Consider the following 21,866-nt stretch of genomic DNA (forward strand, 5'->3'; position numbering starts at 1 on the left):
AGTTGCAAATATGAGCGTGCTAATTTCTGACGACATTCTTCAAGCTGCACATATAACTGAGGCAGAACTGAAGCACGAAATTGCAATTCTACTATTTCAGCAGAAGAAGCTAGGACTGAGTAAAGCACGGGAACTGGCAGGAATACCGCTGATTGAGTTCCAACGAGAGTTAGCCAATCGAGGGCTTTCGGTGCAAGATGAGATGATTTTGAGACAGGACGGTTTCGTTCATTGCAAGACTTTGCAGAGGAACAACGTCACAAATATCATTTGCTATAAAAATTCATGACCTTGAGAGTCAGGACTCTGAAGAGACTTAACTTGCATTCTCCGTCCGCTCGAAATGGAGGTCTTTCTCACTCAGTAGTAAGATTAGCGAGTGAGCGTTTTTTGCGGAAGTTCTGATCATGCAAGCTGTGATTCCGGTTTCGTTGCCTCAAAACTCGTATGAGATTGCGATCGCATCCCACAATCTCGATCAAATCGGCACCTGGATGACAAACGAAACGACCAAGAAGCTCGGCAAAAAAGTTCTTGCCGTCTCAAATCCAACAATATTTAAACACTATGGGCAACGGGTCATCGATTCGTTGACAAATGCTGGATTTGCCGTCAGTCATTGCATTCTGCCTGCGGGAGAGCGCTACAAAACTCCGGCAACGCTTCAAAAAATCTATGACGCGGCGTTAGAACATCATTTAGAGCGATCGTCTACGTTAGTGGCGCTTGGTGGCGGCGTGATTGGCGACATGACCGGATTTGCAGCAGCAACCTGGTTGCGAGGAATCAATGTCGTGCAGGTTCCAACGTCGTTGCTCGCTATGGTTGATGCAGCGATCGGTGGCAAAACCGGAGTGAATCATCCGAGGGGCAAAAATCTGATTGGAGCCTTTCATCAGCCGCGATTGGTGCTAATCGATCCGCAAGTGTTGAAGACGTTGCCTGCTCGTGAGTTTCGAGCCGGAATTGCTGAAGTGATCAAATACGGCATCATTTGGGATAGGGAACTCTTTGATCAGCTAGAGAACGCGCCCCGCCTTGATCAGATTCGCTACGTCAGCGAAGACCTGTTGCAAGATATTCTGACTCGTTCGTGTCAAGCCAAAGCCCATGTGGTCAGCAAAGACGAGAAGGAATCAGGACTGCGGGAAATTCTCAATTACGGACACACGATCGGACATGCGGTGGAAAGCCTCACCGGATACCGCGTGGTGAATCATGGCGAAGGCGTGGCGATCGGGATGGTTGCCGCCGGATTAATTGCTGTCAAGATGGGACTTTGGGATCGAGAAAGTAGCGATCGACAAATTGCGTTAATCGAAAAAGTAGGCTTACCAACTCGCCTACCCGAAGGCATGGATCTAGATGCGATCGTAGCCACCTTGCAATCAGACAAAAAGGTGAAAGAGGGCAAAGTTCGATTTGTGCTGCCAAGACAGATTGGCTCGGTGATTGTTAGCGATCAAGTTGAAGCTGAGGTGATTCGGCATGTCTTGCAACAAATGTGAGCTAGGAGGATGCCCTAATTTCAGTTGAGTTGGATTCACGTGCGCCCCATATTTGAGGTAATGGCGTTGCCCACGAAACCGGAATAAAGCCAACATCAAGCGTCTCACCATCTTGGAAAACCTCGATCGCGTAGCCCGGTTCTAATTGGTTGCGGTTTGAAGGGAGATGATCAACCACGACGCCGCGATCGCCTGCTTTCACTGCACTGTCTGGAACATCCCGTATCATCATCACCCATTGAAATAAGTCTGCTGTGTCCATTTGCTAATTCTCCTGTGACTTGTCGGGGTAAAGGGTAACAAACCGAATCACTTCTGCTCCTTCATCTTGTTGCCAAATTGTGATGACTTTAAGCAGATGCCCATTTGGAGCAGCCCATTCAACTCCGATAGTAAAGCGTTTTCCCCACTGAGTCTTATCAGGCTTTGAAAAATCGCTCTCTTCTACAGCCTCAAGTATATCTTGCTTGAGAATTTGCCAGTTTTTAGGAGTGTAGCCAGCCAGAGATAAAAAAATGGATTTATCATATTTTGGCTGATAAATCAGAAGATATTCTGTTAATTTTCGGTCTTGAACTTCTAAAGGCAATTTTTTCATATTCAGTTAAGTCTTAAAAGTTGATAAATATATAATTAAAATTAAATAGAAATGTTCTTAATTAAGAATGTAAACCACTCAAGAGCTTATGTCAATCTAAACACTATTCGCCTTCAAAATAATCAGAGTCTAACTTCTTAATTTGGTATTCAGAAACAGTTGATGCTCCTAAATTGAAATCAATCATATATTGAGCAAGTTGCTCGCCATCGACAAGAACAACTTTGGTGTCATTTCTAGGAATATATTCTAAGGCTTGAATAGAGAATTTGGATGTCGTAATAAAAATTCCTTTCTTTGCGCCTTGACCTGCTAAAGCACCCACAAATCTTTGAATCTCTGGACGACCCACAGTATCATTCCATCGCTTTGCTTGAACATAAATTACGTCTAAACCCAGTCGATCTTCCTTGATGATTCCGTCAATTCCTTCATCGCCTGTTTTGCCCATCGCTTTCCCCGCATCCTTGATTGAACCGCCATATCCCATTCTGACTAAAAGCTCTACCACAAGCCGCTCAAAGAAATTAGGAGAACAATCTTTTACTTTATCTAGAATTTCTTGAGCTAAAGTTTTTCTAATTTTTTGATAGGCATATTCTAAGTCTTCCTCCGGCGTCTGTTGATTGATCAAATCATCATTGACTGGATTCGGAGAAGCACCATTAGGAGTTGTACTTCCAATGAATTCGAGATATTCAGGAAACTGCTTTAATAACTGAATATTAATTGTGATAGGTTTAGCATTTAAAACTTCTATTCCTCGACCTGTAATTTTGAAGAAGGCTCGGCTTGGATATTTTAATAATCCTGCTTTCTTAAGATGCGTTCTTGCCCAACCTACTCTATTGTCGAAGACTGGTTGTTTACCACTAGGTAAAAGATCTTGCTTTTCTGCATCCGTTAAGTTAAACACATTAGACAAATGCTCTACTGCTGCTCGAATAGAGTGCTCTTTTCCATCACTTGCAAATTGCATTAAAGGCAACATGATTGATTGAAAGTCTGGAATAGTCATTAGGCACGATTTGAAGAAGCCTCAGTATGATAATTTACCAACTAAGGATTGCACAGAAAAATCGCAGAAATTGGACTCTTACGCATCTAGATCAAAGCGGCAGCAACAAGCGATGATGAGTGAATGGTTCAGAACAAAGAGTCATGACGAATCCAATTCCAATTTCGACTTTTTTAATCGGTATTCACGGATTAATTGCCTTCGCCTTGTCTTACCTGGTCGTGATGGAGCGCACCCGCACCAAACTTTGGCACGGCGAATCGCGCACTGATGTTGCGACCCAGCCCGATTATCTAAAAAATCCGAATCGGTGGGCAACTTGGATTGATCAAATAAGCCAAAAAACAGTTGTCACCAAAGCGATCGAGGATGGCGTGCTGCAACGAACGGTGAGAGCACACGCCAATTTTACAGAACACGTCCCGTTAGCGCTCCTATTTATCATTGCCTTGGAATTAGCGCCATCTCCGGTTTGGCTTGTGTGGTTGCTCGGTGGAACGCTTGCGATCGCCCGAGTTTTTCACGCCTGGGGCTTAATTCAAACCTACGGACCGTCTCCTGCCCGTGCAATCGGCTTTTTTGGAACCTGGTTTGTCTACATCGTCGGCAGCCTTGCCTGTCTTTATTACGGCACCATTGGACTGGTGTAGAGCGGTTCCTTCAAAGTTGCGCCTTGCGCTAATCGCTTTGACAGAAACTTCAGGCTAATCGCTAGAAGGCAAAATCAGCCGAGGGGTCTCCTGCTGGGTCTCCGCCGATTTCTTAGCCGATGATGCCGCTTTCTTAGGCGGCTGGAGCGCGTCTTTACCTAACTGAATCGTCACATCTGACTGCAAATCACCGGTGTTTTCGATCCGCACCTCGCCATAACCCAAAGACCGTCTTACCGCTTCAGCACTGCTAATATCGCCCCACTCCGCCACAATTCGGGTCACCCTTAGCGGCTCAGTCCACGGCTTAGCTTCGTAAACATTGTTATAACCCGCCGTTTTCAACCGTTCCATCACCTTTTGCAATCCCTTCTCTTGCTCAGTGCTATCTTGCACAGCAATCTTTAAAGTGTTGGGATTGATGTCTTTAAGATCGCTTGTCCCAAAGTCAAAGTGCTGTGCCATCAGAGCCTGAATTTTGCTTGGGCTCGGCAACCAATAGCTGGCAATATATTCTCCCGGAGAACTGAACTCTCCAGGAACCATTAGCATCTTGGTGTTCGAGCGATTTATCTGGGTGCCAAAGCCAACAAGGGCAACTAGTTCTTCGACCGTCAAATTTGTGTCGATATGAGACTGAATAACCGACAGAATTTTGGGAAACCGAGCTACCGTTGTTGGGTTCAAGGCTTGCTCCATCAGGGCGCGCATCACCATCTGCTGCCGTTGAATTCTGCCAATATCGCCATTTTCGTCATAGCGAAAGCGGAGCAACTGGAGGGTCTGATCGCCGTTGAGGTGTTGGCGTCCGGCTTTGAGGTTGATATAAAGATGTTGGCTATCGTCTTGATATTTCATGTCTCTGGGCACATGAACGGTGACGCCACCCAACGCTTCGATCAGCGCTTCAACCCCCTGGACATTAATGGTGACATAGCGATCGATACCCACGCCGCCGAGCAATTCACTCACCGATTTTGCACTTAAAGCAGGACCGCCATAGTAGTTGGCTTCGTTGATTTTGGTCATGCCATGATTGGCGATGTACGTCCGGGTGTCTCGCGGAATCGACATGACGCTGAGCTTCCGTTTTTCTGGATCAAACCGCAGCAGCAAGAGTGTGTCGGTTAGCCCTTCAAACGAGTTGACCAATGCATGATAAGACTGATTTTTTGCCTCTTCAGGCGGGTTGGCGAGGTCGGAAGTCAGGACTTTGACCCCCATCACCAGAATATTAACCGGGCGGGTAAGCTCTGGCAGGCGTAAGTTAGTGTTGCTGGAAAACTTTTCGCCTTTGCCAAAAATCGAGGCTTCTGCGGGGCTGAGTTGCCGCTGCATCAGGGGGGTGCTGGCGAGAGAAACTGCGAGTAACGCGCCTGCGGTGGCAGAAATCATGGCAACGCCCGCTAAGCAAAAGACTAGCCAAAGTAGGCGTACGCCTTTGGGCTTAGCAGGTTTCCGAGATTTTGACTTGAGGGGAGCTTTTTTAGACGCAGCAGGACGCTTATTCGTTTTCACGGGTTTCCTCACGACACCAACTTTAAATCTACAGTTTTTTTTAAGAAACAGCCTAAGCTAGATAGAGACTCAATTGTAGGCAATTAAGTACTCTATGGCATTTTTTTTCGCACTCTTGTCAACCCTACTGATCGTCTACTGAGAGTACCAAAAGCAGCCTGTTGATCTTATTTTCCCAATTCTGCCGATAAAAACGGGAGAAATTCAAGGAATTTGACGAACTTTGGGCGAAAATGGTTCGGATTGGCATTTTCTGCGTCTGCGATCGCGCTTAAAAAGTTCCGAAAAATCGCGGTTGCGGTTTTTACAAACCTTATTTTTGCAGATCCTGCATGATGCAGGATCTGCGGGGTAACGTATCCCTTAAAGAAGCCTCACTTGAAGTAGATTAACAAGTTGAGTCCGGGAATTGTTCTTGAAAGCGTCCAGAGCAACAGCGCGATATACAGCGTTCCCAGCGTCCACTGATACCAGACCAGGGTGGCAATGAGACCAGGAAGATGCTCGTCGCGCATTCGCAGATCGTTGAAGCCAAAGCGAAGAAAATTGTTGAAACTAAAGTCAAAATAGTTGAGCCAGTTCCATCGTTTCTGCCAGGGAATCGGCAGATAGCGTTCTCGAAACAGGGGGTAGCGGGGAATGGTGGGGAGGCGTCCGATCAAGATTCGCAGTTGGCGCAGCGTTCCTTCTTCCATAAAGTAACTCGTGTCTATTAGGGGATGATACCGCCCTTGGCGATAGAGCAAGACCAGCAGCAGTAGGGGAATGGGGACGGCAACGATCGCCCAACTGAGGAGGGTGATTGCAGGGCGATCGGCGGTTTGAACGATCGCCGTTAGCCCTAGGGCGGCTAGCCCGGTCGCCAGCGCCATTACCCAGAGGGTTTCTTCGGGGGTGGGCAAAATGGGTGTGGGGTAGCGCCTGCGCCAGCGATCGCTAACCCAAAACAGAATGCTGAAATAAGCAACAGTGACCAGCCCTACGCCAAAGATCAGCCAAAAGCTGGTGCCGTCGCGGCTGAGCACCAAGAGCAAGCTTAAGCCGAGCCATGTGATCGCCCTCGATAGACGATAGAGCAGATCCAAAAGCGGGGGTAAGGGGGCGGTGGTGATGATGCGATCGCGCACATTGATATAGGTGGCGATGCCAATCTCATCGAGGGTCAGCAGTTCGGTGCGGTTGCGAAAGGGTTGCTGACGGCGGCGAAGCAGCAACGCATCGGCTTGTTTTTCGCTAAACCCGATGCGTTGAAGACGCTCAGCACTGGCGCTGTTGAGGTTTGTGCCGATGATTTGTTGGAGCACTAGGCGCGATCGCAACCGTTGTCGCAAATAATCCACCTGATTAGCATCCCCAATCTGTTCTAATCGCCGGAAGTTGCGAACCAACTCGCGCAGCAGATTTTCGTTTCCGGTCAACGTTGGCACCGAGATCACCTGCCCGATTTGCCCTGGATCGCCCAAAATTTTGACTTTATCAGAATCAAACCGTAGCCCCGGCACATTGAGATAAGCCGCCGCGCCAAAGGTGCAGTAGCTAAAATCGGCGCGATCAAGAATCGTCGCCCCGCGAAGATTGACCGGGCGCTCGAACTGGGCTTCTCGAAAAAGTGCCGCTTGCTCAAACGTCGCATCGGTTAAAAACAGCGATTGGCTAAACTTTCCTTTACTAAACTGCACCTGATCACGCCAGTGAGTTTGAGCAAAATCAGCATTTCCTTGCCACTGCACCCGCGAGAAATTAGCAGGTTGGTCAAACACGGCTTGATTAAAGTTAGCAGTTGCCTGAAACTCACTGCCCTGAAAATTGACTTCGCCCTGAAACTGCACCTGGTTAAAGTCGGCTTTGCCAAAGAAAATGCTGCTGCGAAACTGCACGCCTCGCCCAAAGTTGGCACTCGCAAAACTCACGGGCAAACTAAACCGAACTTGCGTTAAGTTTGCCCCTGCCGGAAACTGAGTTCCCTGGGCCTCGACTCGGTTGAGAAAAAAGGTATTAGAAAAATCTGCCGCGCCTGTAGCACGGGTTTGAGCCAGCTTTAGCAGACCTCGAAAGACCGTAATTTGGAGCGGTGCCGTTAGGGTTGTGTCTTTGGTTGGGGTAATCAACAGCGATTGAGATAGAGTGCTGAGGCGGTAGAGGCGGCGGCGATCGCGCTTGAGTTGTGCCTGTTCTGTGGGGGTAAAAATCGGCGAAAGGGCTTCCCCATCATAAAACGGAACACGCAGCCCTAATTTGCTGATGCTCAAATCGCCTTGGATCTGTGAGTAGCTTAGGTCTAAGCCCATTGGCGCTCCGGGGCGCTGAAGATGAGCTTGCAGCAAACTATAAAACTGCTCACGAAAGGCTGCATTTTCCGGACGCAAATCGATGTCCATTCGCCGCAGATCAAGAAGGCGGTTTCCTTCGCTGGCAATTGGCGATCGCAGGCGTTCTTGTAACAGATCGAGGGTGAGCGGGGTGAGATCGCGGGGCGAGATCGCAAGGAGTGCAGAGTTTGCCGCGATCGCAGGCAAAGCAACACCAAAGGTTAGCACCGCGATCGCAACAGAGAGCAGGCAAGCAAGAACTTTAGATTGCACAGAATGACAAACACAACATTATTTACTGTTTGCCCTTTATACCGGAGGATGGTCACTTAATCAAAATGTTCAGTTTTATCGAGCAAGCCTAAATCCCTCGTGAGATCGGGTTTTTCAAGACTCGAAGAACTCAAAGATCTAGCAACCTACACATCTTACAACTTCGATCACTATACAATTCATACAGGTTTTGATCTAAGTTTTGCTCCAAATAGCACAACCGGAAGAGAAACGCAAAATGACCCGACAAAAACAAAGAAAAAGCATCTGAATATAGCTTAGCTATCAGATGCTTCTTCAGGGAGCAATGGCACGATTAGTTTGACTGTGCTGCGTTATCTTTCAGCGCACGAACACTCCGCTTAGCAGTATCGGAATACATTTCGCCAAAATCTTTGACTGCTTCGGCAGACTCTTTCCCAATTCGCTCAAGCCGCTCTCCAGTTTCGCCTTCCGTCTGACGGGCTTCTTTGTTCCACTGACCCGTTGTTTTTGGTCTATCAGACTTATCTTGGCTAACAGCCTTATCTATGGTTTTGGTAGCGGCGCGGCTATTGTTTGGCAACTCAGCTAGGGTCGTGAATAGCAAAAACCCGACCATAACAACCGACAAGACCTGTCTGATCTGAAATACTTCAAATAATGAACTGATAGAAGCTACTACCCTAGAAATCAATTTTTTCATCATAAACTCCATTCGTTTCTCGCAATTTGTGTAGCAAAACTGCCTTTACGCGGCTGAATTCACATAGCGCACAGTAGGTTCCCCATTGGCGTGCGCTTCGTCTTCAACGGTAGGTGAGAGAGCCTTTCATTTCTTCTTTCGCAAGAGATACAAGCTGTATAAACGTTTGAAGTATTTTTAAACTCTAATTTTCTTTCTAAAAGCTGAGGAATTGTTTTACACCAGAGAGCAGCAAGCTAAACAGATTTGGCTTAGATACATGGCGCAAACTAAATTAGCGATCGCACAACTAATCTATTTAATATGAGCTAAGAATAGAACCTGATTGCCAGCAGAGACGCCTACAGAATTGGCGAGTATTGGTTGAGTTCTCATTTTTTGTCATACATCTTAGCAATAATCAACAAATAATGTGCGATCGCACAAAGTACCTATGTTCTGCTCTTGATATTAATGCTCTTAACCCCCAAAGGTTAGCAAAGCCAATCACCGCCTGAACTAACAGCCACCATCTCTAACTTTTAGCAGGAAACTGAATCCTTCATCGCGAACTCTTGGCGCTAAGCATAATTACTCAACAGAAAGATTTGACCCTTTAAAACCCTTTAAAGTTTAAACTTTCTTGAACTAGTATTCACATTAAAAGAGTATTTCTCTATACTGATTTCTAACCAATAGCGATTGGCTTTACCGACCTCTAAAAAGATGACGGGGATCGCTACGATGAGTTTCTAAACTAAACACAATAAATCTAGCTCTGGGAGAATTGACATGACGTTAGCGCGTAGCCAAGATTCGGACAGTTTATATTTCTTATTAGCTGCCAAAAGCTTTCTACTGTGGACGTTTACGCTTATAGTTTGCATGATTGTCATCGGCTTTCCGCTACTAGCTTTAGTTGTTTCAGTTGGTGCTCTATTAGCCGGAGCGCTGCACGCTATCCTGCCGTTAAGCGGAGTTTTGTTTGCCATCCTTTCTGTGATTGGAATTCATGCTGTAGGCATCATGTTAATGGCTGGTTTTTTAACATCACAACGAATTCATCCTCAAGAAGTCGAGTGGCTGCGTTGGCTAAATGGTCAAGCAAATCCATTGCATACCTCTATCTATGCATCTTGTCCCTTGACCTGCGACATCAATCACCCGTCAATTTAATTTGATTTAATCATTCAAAATTTAGAAGCTTTCGGTGAACTGGTCTGACAATTCCTGGCTTTGGCTGGGAATTTTTTTATCTCCACAAACGAGGAAGAGATTCATTATTGCGGGTGCTCTCTTCCTGCCGCATTCCGGTACCATAGTGAAGACCATTCAGTGAAGACCATTCTCCCTCTCGGAACGATCCGGATGGCTAAAGTCAACACAGAAATCCTGATCAACAAGGCTCTTGGTAGCCGTGCTGACTGTGTTCCTGTTCTTATGACTCGATAAATTCCATGCTGAAGTTTCCAATTCCGGTTTGTCTAATTGTGGGGACGCGCCCCGAAGCGATCAAAATGGCTCCTGTGATCCAAGCGTTTCAGCGATCGCAGGCGTTTGAAACCCAGGTGGTGCTGACGGGGCAACACCGCGAAATGGTAGATCAGGTGATGCAGTTGTTTGATCTATCTGCGGGGCATGATCTGGCAATTATGCAGCCCAAACAAACCCTAACCGACATTACGTGCGGGTCGCTGCGTGGCTTAGAGTCGCTGTTTCAAACGCTCCAGCCCCGCATGGTGCTTGTCCAAGGGGATACAACGACAGCATTTGCAGCCGCCTTAGCTGCGTTTTATCAAAAAATTCCGGTGGGGCATGTAGAAGCCGGATTGCGGACAGAGGACTTATTCAACCCCTATCCTGAAGAAGCCAATCGGCGGTTGGTGTCGCAACTGACTCAGCTTCACTTTGCGCCCACGGCGTTGTCGGTGGAAAACTTGCAGCGATCGCAGGTCTTAGGCGAGATTCATCAAACTGGCAACACCGTGATCGATGCCTTGCTTGCAGTGGCAAATCGTCAGCCTGCATGCGATATTCCAGGGTTAGACTGGAGCCGCCATCGCACAATTTTAGCCACCGTGCACCGGCGCGAAAACTGGGGGCAACCGCTCGAAGACATTGCTCACGGCTTCCTCAAGGTGCTAGATCAGGTTGAAGATACGGCATTGCTGCTGCCGCTACATCGAAATCCAACCGTTCGCGAACCGTTGTCCGCCCTGCTCGGAGCACATCCCCGCATCTTTCTAACAGAGCCGCTAGATTATACTCAGCTAGTTGGGGCAATGCAGCGCTGCTATTTGCTCTTGACCGATTCGGGCGGCATTCAAGAAGAAGCACCCAGTTTGGGTAAGCCTGTTTTGGTGTTACGAGAAACCACCGAACGCCCGGAAGCAGTCATGGCAGGTACGGCAAAGCTGATCGGCACTAACCCAGACACAATTTTGCAAGAAGCGGCGGAGTTGCTCAACAATCCGCAAGCCTACGGGGCAATGGCAAATGCGGTGAACCCTTTTGGGGATGGGTTAGCTTCAGAGCGGATCGTGCGGATTGTTGAACAGTATTTGACCTGAGTTCGGCTGGGCATACAGGAGTTTCTGTAGGGTCGTCATTCCTAAGCACTGGCTAGCTGGAGGCGACGATCGGCTTGTAGCAAAATTTCCACCTCCGCGATCGGAATAGCGGGGCTGTAAAGATAACCCTGCATCGCTTGGCAACCCATCTCCTGGAGTGCCAAAAGTTGCTTGACTGTCTCAACACCTTCAGCAACGACTTTTAGCCTCAGGCTTTTTGCCATCGCAATAATGGCGGTTGAGATTGCATTTGCCCCTTCACTGGTGGCCAAATGTTGAACAAACGATCGATCAATCTTCAACGCATCAATCGGTAAAGAATTGAGATAGTTGAGGGACGAATAGCCAGTCCCAAAATCGTCGATGGAAATTTCGATGCCCAGCGCCTTTAGTTTCGACAAAATTGTGATGGTCGTTTTCACATCTTGCATCAAACAGGTTTCCGTGAGTTCTAACACTAGCAGCTTGGGATCAAGCCCTGTTTCAGCCAAAATAGCAGCCACGCGATCGACAAAATCATCTTGCTGAAACTGCCGCATCGAGAGATTAACCGACACTCTCAGAGGAGATGCACTCCACTGCTGCCAGTTTTTAGCGTGCTGGCAAGACGTTTTGAGCACCCATTCACCCAAAGGAACAATTAATCCCAATTCTTCTGCGATCGGAATAAAGGTTGCAGGCGAAATCATGCCTCGTCCCGGATGGTTCCAGCGCAACAACGACTCCATGCCAATCACTTCGCCGGTTCTAAGGTTGACCTGCGGTTGATAATGCACCTGAAACTCAGCCCGCTCGATGGCTTGGGTCAAATCCATCTCAATTAAGCGACGCTCAACTTCAAGTTCATCCATTTCAGGCGAATAGAAGCGGTAGCTCTGCCCCTGCTGTTTGCACCAGTGCCGTGCCGTTTCGGCTTGCGTGATCAGGTGTTCTGGATGCTGGGTCAAGTCTTCACTCAGGGTAATGCCCAGACTGATTTGAATGCGAATCTCGCGTCCGTTGATCTTAAACGGAGCCGAGATCGACTTCACAATATGTTGGGCTAACTCTGCAACTTCTGCCTGTTGAGGGTTGCGAGTTAGCACAATGCCAAATTCGTCACCACTGAGGCGAGCCAGCATACCGTGAGAATCCACCAGTTTGGTTAGGCGATGCGCCACCATTTTCAGGAGAATATCGCCCGTGGCGTGCCCAAAGCTGGCGTTAATCGAGCGAAATCGATGAATGTTGAGGCAAAGAATCGTGATCCGTTGCAGCTTGGCAACGCCAGTAGTATTGCTAACAAGGTCAGAACTCGCCTGCCCCTCTGCAAGGCTGGTCGGATAGAAGGCTGGGTCGTGCTCTAGAGTCCAGCGTTGGATCTGTTGACAGAGCAAGCTGCGGGTTTGAAGTTGGGTGAGCGGATCTAATGCGGCTCCTCGCTGGAGGGCCTCGACGGCTTGGCGCTGCTCGTTGGCGTAAAGTTGAGCGATCGCAGTGCGTTTGGTCAGACGAGATGCGATCGCAGCCAATAGCTCTGTCACCGAACAAGGTTTTATCAGATAGTCATCTGCACCCAAGTTCATGCCGCGCCGAACTTCTTGATGCTCACATTTTGCAGTCAGAAAAATGACTGGAATGGCTGCTGTCAACGGGTGACTACGGAGCGCTTCTAAAACGCCGTATCCATCAAGTTCAGGCATCCGAATATCGCACAAAATTAGGTCGGGCAAGTAAGCGGTTGCCTTACGCACCCCGGCTACGCCCTGCTCTGCACCCAGCACCCGAAATCCTTCCAAATCTAATATTTCTAGAAGATTTGACCGGATCGTTTCATCGTCCTCGATCACCAAGATTGTCTTCATCGAAGCTTATAAGGTGAAATTTATGAACTCTTAAATTTGATTTAAATCCGCATTAAAGAAAAGCATGAACCACGCCTCAAAAAATTTGAGAACCAATTGCCCATACCTGAACAACGATGCGATCGTCATCTCTTCGTAATCTTTAAAGGGGGAGAGCATAGTTGTTAGCTATTTGGCAGCAAGAACCGAGCAGAAATACTAAACAGGAATAACAAAAGCCTATTCTGTTTAGTTTCAGATGATTTAAACGTTGTGTCACCTAAATCTTTATCCTGATTTTAGATTCTGTTTGCGCTGAGTAATGTATAGTGCCACGCGCTCTAATTTTTGAGCTTTAGCGGAGTCGGTTAGACCTATCTGAATTGGCATGGTTTGATCGCCATACATTTTAGGGGTTTTACAGTTGAAATGCTTTCAGGAACTCGTTAAAAAAGCCACTTTTGGCGTTTGAAAGTGTCTAGGAAGGCAAGCAATATAAAGAAAACAAGTGGTTACTTTATAGAGCCTACTGAGGTGAGGATTGTGCGGATAGTAAATTTTACTACTCCGAGTTAAGTTTGCCCTCGAACTCATTTCTTGACTACTCAAGATCACCAATTAAGCCCACAATTTAACAAATAACTACAGGAAAACCTGAAGAAATTACGGTTGCACTGTATTCTCAAGTAATTGAATACCCTAGATCTAGCCTGTTTTCTCCGTACTGATGCGACGACATGCAATGCAAACTTAAGATGGGTTCAAAGATTTTTAGATTATGAAGGAATGAGCGTGACGCCTTAACAGATTCAGCTTAATTTGAAGTTTGTTGAAGGAAGCCAGGAACCTTATCAATGTAATATAGCGTTCTTTGAATAAGTAGAATGTAATGTAGCTTTCTTTAAAGAAACAAGAAGAAGTGTGAGGCAGGTTGGCACAGATGGCAGATTAGTTTGGAAAAGTTGAACGCTTCAAATTTAAGTGAATGATGGCATGACCCCAAAAAATAAATGATGGCATGACCCCAAAAAATATCTATATAAACGGTTTAGGGCACTAGTGTACGGCGGGGGATGGCAGACTAGAATTTAACGATGCGGGTTCTAGAATTGAAATTTATATAGTCGTAGTATTATCTTCCGAAGAGCCGTTGAAGCCCCAAGTTTTGCTTTTTTGGTCTATATCATTTTTAGTTTCGTCACCCCCATTTCATGTCACATTCTATGACCCACCAAAGCCAGCCTGCCAAACGTAAACGTGGAATCATCCTTAGTCTTAGAGGATGGCAGCGCTTGCAGGCGGCTGAACAGCGCGCCCCTGAGCACCACCCTTCGGGTAAGCCCTACACCTTACAGGAACTGAGCGATCGCACTGGGCTTAGCCCCAATACGTTGGCGAGAGTCCGGGGTCGAAAAGTGGCGGTTGATCAGCAGACCCTAGAGAACTATTTTCGAGCGTTTGGGCTAACCCTCGGAACAGAAGATTTCACAGATTCTGACCTAGCCACGGCAAGCGGGCGGCAGCAAGTGATGTTGACGGGTCAGCTACCGATCGATTCTCCGTTTTATATTCATCGTCCGCCAAGCGAAGCCCTCTGCCACGAAGGATTGCTGCAACCCGGTGCGTTAATCCGCATCAAGGCACCGCGTCAGATGGGAAAAACCTCTTTAGCGGCAAGGGTGTTAGCTCAACTCAGAGATCAGCGCTTCTCAACAACGATGACGAGTTTGCACTTGGCAGACACAGCCGTTTTTACAGACTTGAAGCGGTTTTTGCAGTGGTTTTGCGCCGTGGTAACGCAAAATCTTGAACTGCCCAACCAGGTTGACCACCATTGGGATGATTTATTTGGCAATAGTTATAACTGTACAAACTATTTTGAAAGCTATATTTTGCCAAAGATCGATCAGCCCCTGGTGCTGGCGCTAGATGAAGTTGATGTGGTGTTTGACTATCCTCACATTGCCAGCGATTTTTTTGGCATGCTGCGGGCGTGGTATGAAAAAGCCCGCTATGGTGATGCGAAAAGCGAACTATGGCGAAAACTTCGGATTGTACTGATCCATTCCACAGAAGTGTATGTGCCCTTAAACCTAAATCAATCCCCGTTTAATGCTGGGCTTGCGATCGAGCTTCCCTTGTTTAACGCCGAACAAGTCCTAGATTTGGCGCAGCGCTACGGCGTTGAGAATCTTGATCAGGCGGGTGCAGAACTGATGATGTTGACAGGCGGCAGTCCGTACTTGGTGCAGGTAGGGCTGCATTGTTTGAGTATGCAATCGGCGTCTTTAGAGCAATTGGTGAATCATTCCAGCGCGATCGATGGGGTGTATGGATCGCACTTACGCAATTTGCTATCTGATTTGCAGAAATATCCTGACCTGCTGGCAGCGCTCAAGCGAGTCGTGCTGTCTTCTGCGCCCCTAGAGTTGGAGCCAATGCAAGCCTTTAAGCTGCAAAGTAAAGGGTTGGTGCGGATTCAGGAACAGCAGGTTAGCCCTAGCTGTGCGTTGTATCGCAACTATTTTTCTCAGGTCTTGGCAACCTCATAATCCGCAACTACGGATGACAAGGTTGAGTATGATGGTTTTCAGTGTGATCCTGTTTTTTCGTATCAATTTTCCTCGGTATCATGGCTTCGTCTGGGTCACAAGCCGCGATCGTGGCGGCTCATCCGTAGGATCGCGAGTCGCAACCGAGACCCGACTCTGCACCGCCCTAGATTGCTCTCCCATGCCCCATCCTCAGGACACCTCATGAATTATCAGGTAGGCGGCAGTCTGCCACCCGACGCGCCGTCGTATGTAAAACGGCAGGCAGACGAGGAACTCTATCACGCCCTGCTCAACGGCGAGTTTTGTTATGTGTTTAACTCGCGACAGATGGGGAAGTCGAGTTTGCGGGTGCAAACCATGCAACGGCTGCGATCGCAGGGTGTAGCTTGCTGTGCGATCGACATTACCGCCATCGGGATTCAGCAGGTCAGCAGCGAACAGTGGTATGCCTCGATCGCCGCCTCTATGGTGAGTAGCTTTGGGCTGTCGGTGCGGTTGGGGGTGTGGTGGCGCGATCGCGCTCATCTGACGGTGGTCAATCGATTGGCGGAATTTTTGAGAACGGTTGTCTTGGAGGAACTTCCGGGAAAAATTGTCATTTTTATTGATGAAATTGACAGCGTTTTGAGCCTCGATTTTTCGGTAGATGATTTTTTTGCGCTGATCCGAGCCTGCTACGACCAGCGATCAGAGTATCGGGCATTTGAGCGGCTCAGCTTTGCCTTACTGGGCGTGGCAACCCCGACAGACTTGGTTGCCGACAAAACCCGGACGCCGTTCAACATCGGTCATGCGATCGAACTCGATGGCTTTCGACTGACAGAAGCACTGCCGCTTTTGCCAGGGTTAGCAACCGTCGTGAGCAATCCTAAAACGGTGCTACGGCACGTTTTAAAGTGGACGGGTGGACAGCCATTTTTAACCCAAAAACTGTGTCAACTGGTGGTTCAAGAGTTAAAAAGCAAGACGCTCGATGGCTCTTGTGCCACCGCTTCTCCTGCCGCATCAGACCTTGATCTTCTGTTCCACAAACACCTGATTGACAATTGGGAAGCGCAAGACGAACCCGAACATCTGCGGACGATTCGCGATCGCATTCTTACCAACGAGCCGCGCGCGGGGCGATTGCTCGGACTCTATCAGCAAATTTTGCTCAACCAAGCGCCAGAGGCAGAGCCCAATGGGTCACCTCAGAACGGTGACAGGGCGATTAGCGCAGAGTGCCACTCGATCGGAGCCGACGAGAGCCGCGAACAGCTAGAACTGATTTTGTCAGGGCTTGCCCAAAAGCACCACGGGCACCTCCGAGTTAGAAACCCGGTGTATGCGGCGGTGTTTGATTTGGCGTGGGTAGAACAGCAGTTAGCCCGGTTGCGCCCTTATGCCGAATCCCTCAGTAGTTGGCTGCGTTCTAAAGGAAGCGATGACTCGCGCCTGTTGAGAGGTCAGGCCCTGCTCGATGCTCAAGCATGGTCAGTTGGCAAAAGTTTGAGCGATCAAGATTATCAGTTTTTAGCCGCAGGTCAGAGCTTTGATCGGCGCGAGGTGCAGCGCGATCTAGAAGCGGCACGAACCCAGGAAATTGCCGCACGACTCGATTTAGAACGGCAGAGCACAAAGCGACAGCGACTGTTGATCGGGTTTATGAGTTTAAAGTTGGTTGCTGCGATCGCGTTGGGATTGCTGGCCTATGGGCAATATCGCCGCGCCGCTCAGAATGAAACCCGAGCGATCGCCAGCACCTCGGAGGCGTTGTATAGCGTTGGCAAGGGACTCGATGCCCTGATCACAGCCCTGCGCGCTCAGCACTACCAAACTAGCCTCCGCGTGGTTGACCCTGCCATTGGGCAGCAAGTCGAACGGGCGCTGGGGCAAGCCGTCTATTCTGCAACCGAGTCTAATCGGCTATCTGGGCAGCAGAGCGAGGTGCGCTGCGTCAGCATTCGCCCAGACAGTGAATATATTCTGACCTGTAGCGACGACGGAAGAGCCACCCTCTGGCGACGAGACGGCTCCCAAGTCACTACCTTGAAAGGGCACCAATCGAGTGTTTTAGCCGCCGCCTTTAGCCCCAATGGCACGACGATCGCCACGGCAGGGGCAGACAACACCATCCGGCTCTGGACGCACGATGGGTGGCTCGTCCGGTCTCTGCCAGGACATGCTGCCTCGATCAATGGACTCGCCTTTAGCCCCGATGGGCAAAGCCTTGCATCCGCTAGCCAAGACAACACCATCAAACTCTGGAACCGCGAGGGCACGCTGCTCAAAACCCTCGACGGGCATCAGGCACCGGTGCAGAGCGTCAGCTTCAGCCCGGATGGGCAGGGGTTGATCTCTGGCAGCCTAGATCAGACGATCAAGCTCTGGAACCGCGAGGGCACGCTGCTCAAAACCCTCGATGGGCATCGAGATGGAGTCATGAGCGTGGCGTTTCACCCCGATGGTCAATCGTTTGTCTCTGGGGGGCTAGACGATAAGATTCGCCTATGGCGACGAGATGGCACGCTGATCAACGCGCTGAACAGTGATCATCAAGGGGTGACGGCGATCGCAATTCGCGCTGATGGAGCCGCGATCGCATCGGTTGGCTTCGATAAAACGCTGAAACTTTGGGGACGCGATGGCACGTTGCTGACGACGCTACGAGGGCACGACAATATTATTTGGAGCGTAGCGTTTAGCCCAGATTACCAGTACGTGATGACCGCCAGTGCCGATCAGAGCGCCCGGATGTGGCGCTTAAACGGCGGACTGTTGACTCGTGTAGAAGGGCATCGATCCCTCGTGCAGTCGGTAAATTTTAGCGCCGATGGAAAATTGCTGATCAGCGCAAGTCAAGATAAAACCGTCAAGTTCTGGACGCAGAGCGGAATTTTGCTGAAGACACTTCGCGGCGATTGGCGCTGGGTGACAGAGGCAAAAGCCAGCCCCGATGGCAAAGAGATTGCCTTGGTTGAGTTTGATCAAGACATTCAGCTACGAAACCGCCACGGCGTGCTGATCAAAACGTTGGCTGAGCCTGGGGAAACCATTTACAGCCTAGAGTTTAGCCCAGCAGGAGACTGGTTTATTACGGGCGGGCGCAAAAAGCAGATTAGACTGCGACAGCGCGATGGAACGCTCATTAAAACCTTGACGGGGCATACTAATGCGATTCGGAAGGTGGCGGTGAGTGCCGATGGTCAGAAAATTGCGTCTGCCAGCTTAGATGGCACGGTAAAACTTTGGCGAGTCAAAGATGGGGCACTGTTGGCAACGTTAGCTGAGCATCAAGCGGATGTCCGAGCGGTGGCGTTCAATCCTAGAGCAACTCGCGCTTCTGCAACGTTAGTAGATAGTGTGGCAGTGCCGATCGCAGGTGCAAACCCGGTTGCCCTGGCCAGTGGAGGCTCTGACAAAACAGTCAGGCTCTGGACGCTAGACGGCACGCTGCTCAAAACGTTAGACGGGCATCAAGGCACGGTGTATGCGGTGAAGTTTAGCCCAGATGGGAAGATGATTGTGTCAGCTAGTGCAGATAAAACAATCAAATTATGGGCACTAGATGGAACGCTATTACGAACGCTGAGTGGGCAAACCGATGCTATTCGAGGTATTGATTTTAGCCCGGATGGAAAATTGCTGGCATCTTCTAGCGCCGATAAAACAATTATCGTGTGGAATTTGCAGCAAGTTCTGACGCTCGATCCTAAAACAGCCGCCTGCAACTGGGTGCGAGATTATTTAAAGACAAATCGCGAGGTTGAGAGCCGCGATCGCGCCCTCTGCGATGATTAGCCCTCTGCAATGATTAATACTTTTCACTATCAATAATACCTAATGATGCCCATAGCAATTATTTACTAGTTGATTAACGTGTTGTTTTAGGCATTCCCAATGACGTATTAATAGCAATTTTTAGTCACTGATCTTTCACCCTAGACATTGGTGATAGATGCTATTTGATGACGTTAGTTTATTATTAACTCGGCAGCCCTTGAGTGCGTCTACCCTCCGTTCCAACCCTACTCTCCGGATCGTAGAATTTAGCGCGATCGCTACATTTTTTCCAGACAATTTGTGTCACACTATTGAAAAAGATTATTAACAGAATGCCTTAGTTAATCATGCCAATGCGCTTATCTGGAGAAGCCTATGATCAGATGCTTAGCCCGATGGAGGCTCCGTTTGATCCTGAAGACGAGTTCGACCAGGGTTTCACTGTTTCTCCATTAATGGGCGAAGGGTACTCGCGATCGCTTGAATTACGGGAAGGGTTGGAGATTCGGATTGAGGATCATCGATTGTGGAATGGGATTCAGGTCGAGGTACCAGAGAGCAAAGCATGGCTAAACTATCACTTTCATCTTTCAGGACAGCATCAAGATCGATCTACCGAGGTGGATAACAATCAATTTGCGCTGTATGGTAGTGGATTTTCACCAAGCCATCTCATGATAGCTCCCTCTAACTGTGATCCGCTTTTGGAGGTTCACATCAATATGCATCCTGATTTCTTCCGATCGTTTGTCGGCAATCGTCAGGGAGAGCTACCAACAGAATTGCGATCGCTGGTTCGTCCATCGGATCAGCTTCAATACACGCGAGTTGGAACAATTTCGCCAACGATCCAGCGATTACTTTGGCAAATTTTGCGCTGTCCGTATCAAGGAACGATCAAGCGAATGTTTTTGGAGGGAAAAGCGTTAGAAGTTTCAGCCTTGGTGCTGGAAGAGGAAACAGCGATTCAGAAAGGACAATCAGCACCCCTGAAAATTGAGGGGGAAGAGCGCGATCGCATTCACCGAGCACGAGAAATCTTGATTCAACAGTTGGATCATCCACCCTCGATCGTAGAGTTGGCGCAGCAAGTTGGGTTAAATAGTCGGGCATTGAAAGAGGGATTTCGGCAACAGTTTGGTAAGCCTGCTTTTGCTTATTTGCATGAGTATCGATTGGAGCAGGCGCGGCAATTGTTGGAATCGGAAGAGATGAAAGTATCCGAAGTGGCTCAAGCGATTGGCTTTGCGAATCGGAGCCATTTTGCTGAGGCGTTTCGCAAAAAGTTTGGCGTGAACCCGAAGGACTATCAAATGCAGCGTAGAAAGTTATTTGTGAGTTAAGAATTGGTGGCAAACCAAGCTTCTAAATCGCGAACAGACGACAAATCTAACAATGCCTCACCCAATGCTTCGAGTTGTTCGGAGGATAAAACAGAGGCGCGATCTTGAAGAGATACCCACGAGGGGTCGCGCAGATAGCAACGATCTAGCAACCTCCGGGGCTTCTGCTTCATCGACGAAGCGATTCGCCAAAGAGCCGTTCATAAAGCTTCTTGTCCTTTTGCATTTGAACTTCGCAGAAGTAAACCGTTCCGGGTTCTGATTCTGGCGGCAGAAACACTCCATCGATTTCAAATTTTGGTTCTTTCACTGCTACCGAATCGAATCGGTATTCTGCGGCATTGCTGGTCGATCTCCCAGCAGATCAAATAACAGTTGAGGAGACCGCTGAAACATCTGATAAAAAATTGGATCACGCCGCATACGATCGCTCTGAAGTTCATCGGATCAAGCGTACTGTTTTATCTCCAGACTTACAATACGATCGCAGTTTCATTCAGAAATGCGTTGTCTCGTACAGGTGAGATGGTATGTTTGCTCTAAATCGATCGGTAAGAAAAGCCCGCCCTTTAGGAAAAGAGGCACCGTTGGCAGTTCTTTAGTAAGGGTCAGAGGTTCTTGCCAAAAGTCAAGCCGAGAAGCCCCATCGCTTTCAGCCACTCGATAGGCAACGGCATACAGCCCCGTCTCTAGAGAAACAGGTTGTAGATCTAACCGTTCCATTAACTCGTTGTGCAAGTTTGCAGAAAGGGTTGTCACAATATCGACAATCACTAGCCCAATGCCTTGTTGCAGATAGGTTTGACATTTTGAAGTGAACGCATTGCGATGCGTCGGACGATGTTTATTGGCGGGGCTGACGAGTTCAATGGCTCCAACGAGAGTGGGTCCAGCTTGAGTGCTGAAAATCTGCACTTCGACGCTATCGGTTGTAGGTTGAAACGGCAGCGTTGCGGTTGGCGATCGCGGAGTCCATTGAGTTGCAACAGGTGTGGAATCGGGGAGGTTGGTTTCGCTAAAGGTGGCGATATCGATTTCAATCCCAAATTGAGCATTGGGTTCGGCAAAGTAACCCTCTGGCAAGGATTGGTTGAGTGCCTCTGCAAGATAGGTTGACCAGGCATTGTGGAAACTATGCCAGTGGCGTTTGAGGCTTAATGGCGGACGAAAGTGGTCGAGGAGGGGCATGAGGTCTGCGATCGCTGAACGGCTACTTTCAGAATATGCGATCGCATTCAGTCAAAAAAGTTCCTCTAGGGGTCAAAAAAAGTTCCG

General features: G+C 48.6%; 18 protein-coding genes. 8 read left to right on the top strand and 10 right to left on the bottom strand.

The window, feature by feature from the left end:
* Positions 1-10: 10 nt before the first annotated feature.
* Both GS601_RS23920 and aroB read left to right on the top strand, forming a co-directional pair.
* On the top strand, positions 11-289 hold the full coding sequence (locus GS601_RS23920; protein ID WP_162423210.1) for a UPF0175 family protein: 279 nt from the start codon (positions 11-13) through the stop codon (positions 287-289).
* Between the two features lie 118 nt (positions 290-407).
* Positions 408-1,508, top strand: a complete 1,101-nt coding sequence (gene aroB, locus GS601_RS10375; protein ID WP_162423211.1) for a 3-dehydroquinate synthase — start codon at positions 408-410, stop codon at positions 1,506-1,508.
* A 1-nt stretch (position 1,509) separates the two neighbouring features.
* Here aroB and GS601_RS10380 read toward each other — a convergent pair whose 3' ends face one another.
* The 3 genes from GS601_RS10380 to GS601_RS10390 all read right to left on the bottom strand — a co-directional run bounded on the left by GS601_RS10380 (position 1,510) and on the right by GS601_RS10390 (position 3,124).
* A complete protein-coding gene (locus tag GS601_RS10380) occupies positions 1,510-1,770 on the bottom strand; it encodes a DUF4926 domain-containing protein (RefSeq protein WP_162423212.1) in 261 nt (86 codons plus the stop codon).
* Between the two features lie 3 nt (positions 1,771-1,773).
* Positions 1,774-2,106 (bottom strand): DUF6883 domain-containing protein, encoded by a 333-nt coding sequence (locus tag GS601_RS10385; protein ID WP_162423213.1) that lies wholly within the window; start codon positions 2,104-2,106, stop codon positions 1,774-1,776.
* A gap of 103 nt (positions 2,107-2,209) precedes the next feature.
* On the bottom strand, positions 2,210-3,124 hold the full coding sequence (locus GS601_RS10390) for a restriction endonuclease (RefSeq protein ID WP_162423214.1): 915 nt from the start codon (positions 3,122-3,124) through the stop codon (positions 2,210-2,212).
* A 143-nt stretch (positions 3,125-3,267) separates the two neighbouring features.
* Here GS601_RS10390 and GS601_RS10395 point away from each other — a divergent pair, with 143 nt between their 5' ends.
* Positions 3,268-3,774, top strand: coding sequence for an MAPEG family protein (locus GS601_RS10395; RefSeq protein ID WP_162423215.1), 507 nt, complete (start codon positions 3,268-3,270; stop codon positions 3,772-3,774).
* A 54-nt stretch (positions 3,775-3,828) separates the two neighbouring features.
* On the opposite strand, the gene GS601_RS10400 is transcribed toward GS601_RS10395, so the two are convergent.
* The 3 genes from GS601_RS10400 to GS601_RS10410 all read right to left on the bottom strand — a co-directional run bounded on the left by GS601_RS10400 (position 3,829) and on the right by GS601_RS10410 (position 8,562).
* Positions 3,829-5,292 carry an LCP family protein gene (locus GS601_RS10400; protein WP_338017011.1) on the bottom strand — a complete coding sequence of 488 codons (1,464 nt, stop codon included), beginning with the start codon at positions 5,290-5,292 and terminating at the stop codon, positions 3,829-3,831.
* A 374-nt stretch (positions 5,293-5,666) separates the two neighbouring features.
* Positions 5,667-7,874 carry a pentapeptide repeat-containing protein gene (locus GS601_RS10405; protein WP_162423216.1) on the bottom strand — a complete coding sequence of 736 codons (2,208 nt, stop codon included), beginning with the start codon at positions 7,872-7,874 and terminating at the stop codon, positions 5,667-5,669.
* Positions 7,875-8,190: 316 nt separating this feature from the next.
* Entirely contained in the window at positions 8,191-8,562 is a 372-nt protein-coding gene (locus tag GS601_RS10410) for a hypothetical protein (RefSeq protein WP_238393195.1), read from the bottom strand.
* Positions 8,563-9,330: 768 nt separating this feature from the next.
* On the opposite strand from GS601_RS10410, the gene GS601_RS10415 reads away from it, so the two are divergent.
* Both GS601_RS10415 and wecB read left to right on the top strand, forming a co-directional pair.
* Positions 9,331-9,714 (top strand): hypothetical protein, encoded by a 384-nt coding sequence (locus GS601_RS10415; protein WP_162423218.1) that lies wholly within the window; start codon positions 9,331-9,333, stop codon positions 9,712-9,714.
* 281 nt (positions 9,715-9,995) lie between these two features.
* Positions 9,996-11,108 carry a non-hydrolyzing UDP-N-acetylglucosamine 2-epimerase gene (wecB, locus tag GS601_RS10420; protein ID WP_162423219.1) on the top strand — a complete coding sequence of 371 codons (1,113 nt, stop codon included), beginning with the start codon at positions 9,996-9,998 and terminating at the stop codon, positions 11,106-11,108.
* 41 nt (positions 11,109-11,149) lie between these two features.
* On the opposite strand, the gene GS601_RS10425 is transcribed toward wecB, so the two are convergent.
* Positions 11,150-12,952, bottom strand: a complete 1,803-nt coding sequence (locus GS601_RS10425) for a putative bifunctional diguanylate cyclase/phosphodiesterase (RefSeq protein ID WP_162423220.1) — start codon at positions 12,950-12,952, stop codon at positions 11,150-11,152.
* A gap of 1,202 nt (positions 12,953-14,154) precedes the next feature.
* Here GS601_RS10425 and GS601_RS10430 point away from each other — a divergent pair.
* The 3 genes from GS601_RS10430 (at position 14,155) to GS601_RS10440 (ending at position 20,591) form a co-directional block, all read left to right on the top strand.
* Positions 14,155-15,483 carry an AAA-like domain-containing protein gene (locus tag GS601_RS10430; RefSeq protein ID WP_238393196.1) on the top strand — a complete coding sequence of 443 codons (1,329 nt, stop codon included), beginning with the start codon at positions 14,155-14,157 and terminating at the stop codon, positions 15,481-15,483.
* 204 nt (positions 15,484-15,687) lie between these two features.
* Positions 15,688-19,266 carry an AAA-like domain-containing protein gene (locus tag GS601_RS10435; RefSeq protein WP_162423222.1) on the top strand — a complete coding sequence of 1,193 codons (3,579 nt, stop codon included), beginning with the start codon at positions 15,688-15,690 and terminating at the stop codon, positions 19,264-19,266.
* Positions 19,267-19,595: 329 nt separating this feature from the next.
* On the top strand, positions 19,596-20,591 hold the full coding sequence (locus tag GS601_RS10440; RefSeq protein ID WP_162423223.1) for a helix-turn-helix transcriptional regulator: 996 nt from the start codon (positions 19,596-19,598) through the stop codon (positions 20,589-20,591).
* Here the strand turns inward: GS601_RS10440 and GS601_RS10445 are convergent.
* The 3 genes from GS601_RS10445 to GS601_RS10455 form a co-directional block, all read right to left on the bottom strand.
* On the bottom strand, positions 20,588-20,764 hold the full coding sequence (locus GS601_RS10445; protein WP_162423224.1) for a DUF4351 domain-containing protein: 177 nt from the start codon (positions 20,762-20,764) through the stop codon (positions 20,588-20,590). The genes GS601_RS10440 and GS601_RS10445 overlap by 4 nt on opposite strands.
* On the bottom strand, positions 20,761-20,901 hold the full coding sequence (locus GS601_RS23750; RefSeq protein ID WP_338017012.1) for a DUF2887 domain-containing protein: 141 nt from the start codon (positions 20,899-20,901) through the stop codon (positions 20,761-20,763). Before GS601_RS23750 ends, GS601_RS10445 begins: the two co-directional genes overlap by 4 nt.
* 182 nt (positions 20,902-21,083) lie before the next feature.
* Positions 21,084-21,779 carry a DUF4058 family protein gene (locus GS601_RS10455; protein ID WP_162423225.1) on the bottom strand — a complete coding sequence of 232 codons (696 nt, stop codon included), beginning with the start codon at positions 21,777-21,779 and terminating at the stop codon, positions 21,084-21,086.
* Positions 21,780-21,866: the final 87 nt, after the last annotated feature.

Source organism: Myxacorys almedinensis A, assembly GCF_010091945.1.
Taxonomy (GTDB): Bacteria; Cyanobacteriota; Cyanobacteriia; order Leptolyngbyales; family Leptolyngbyaceae; genus Myxacorys; species Myxacorys almedinensis.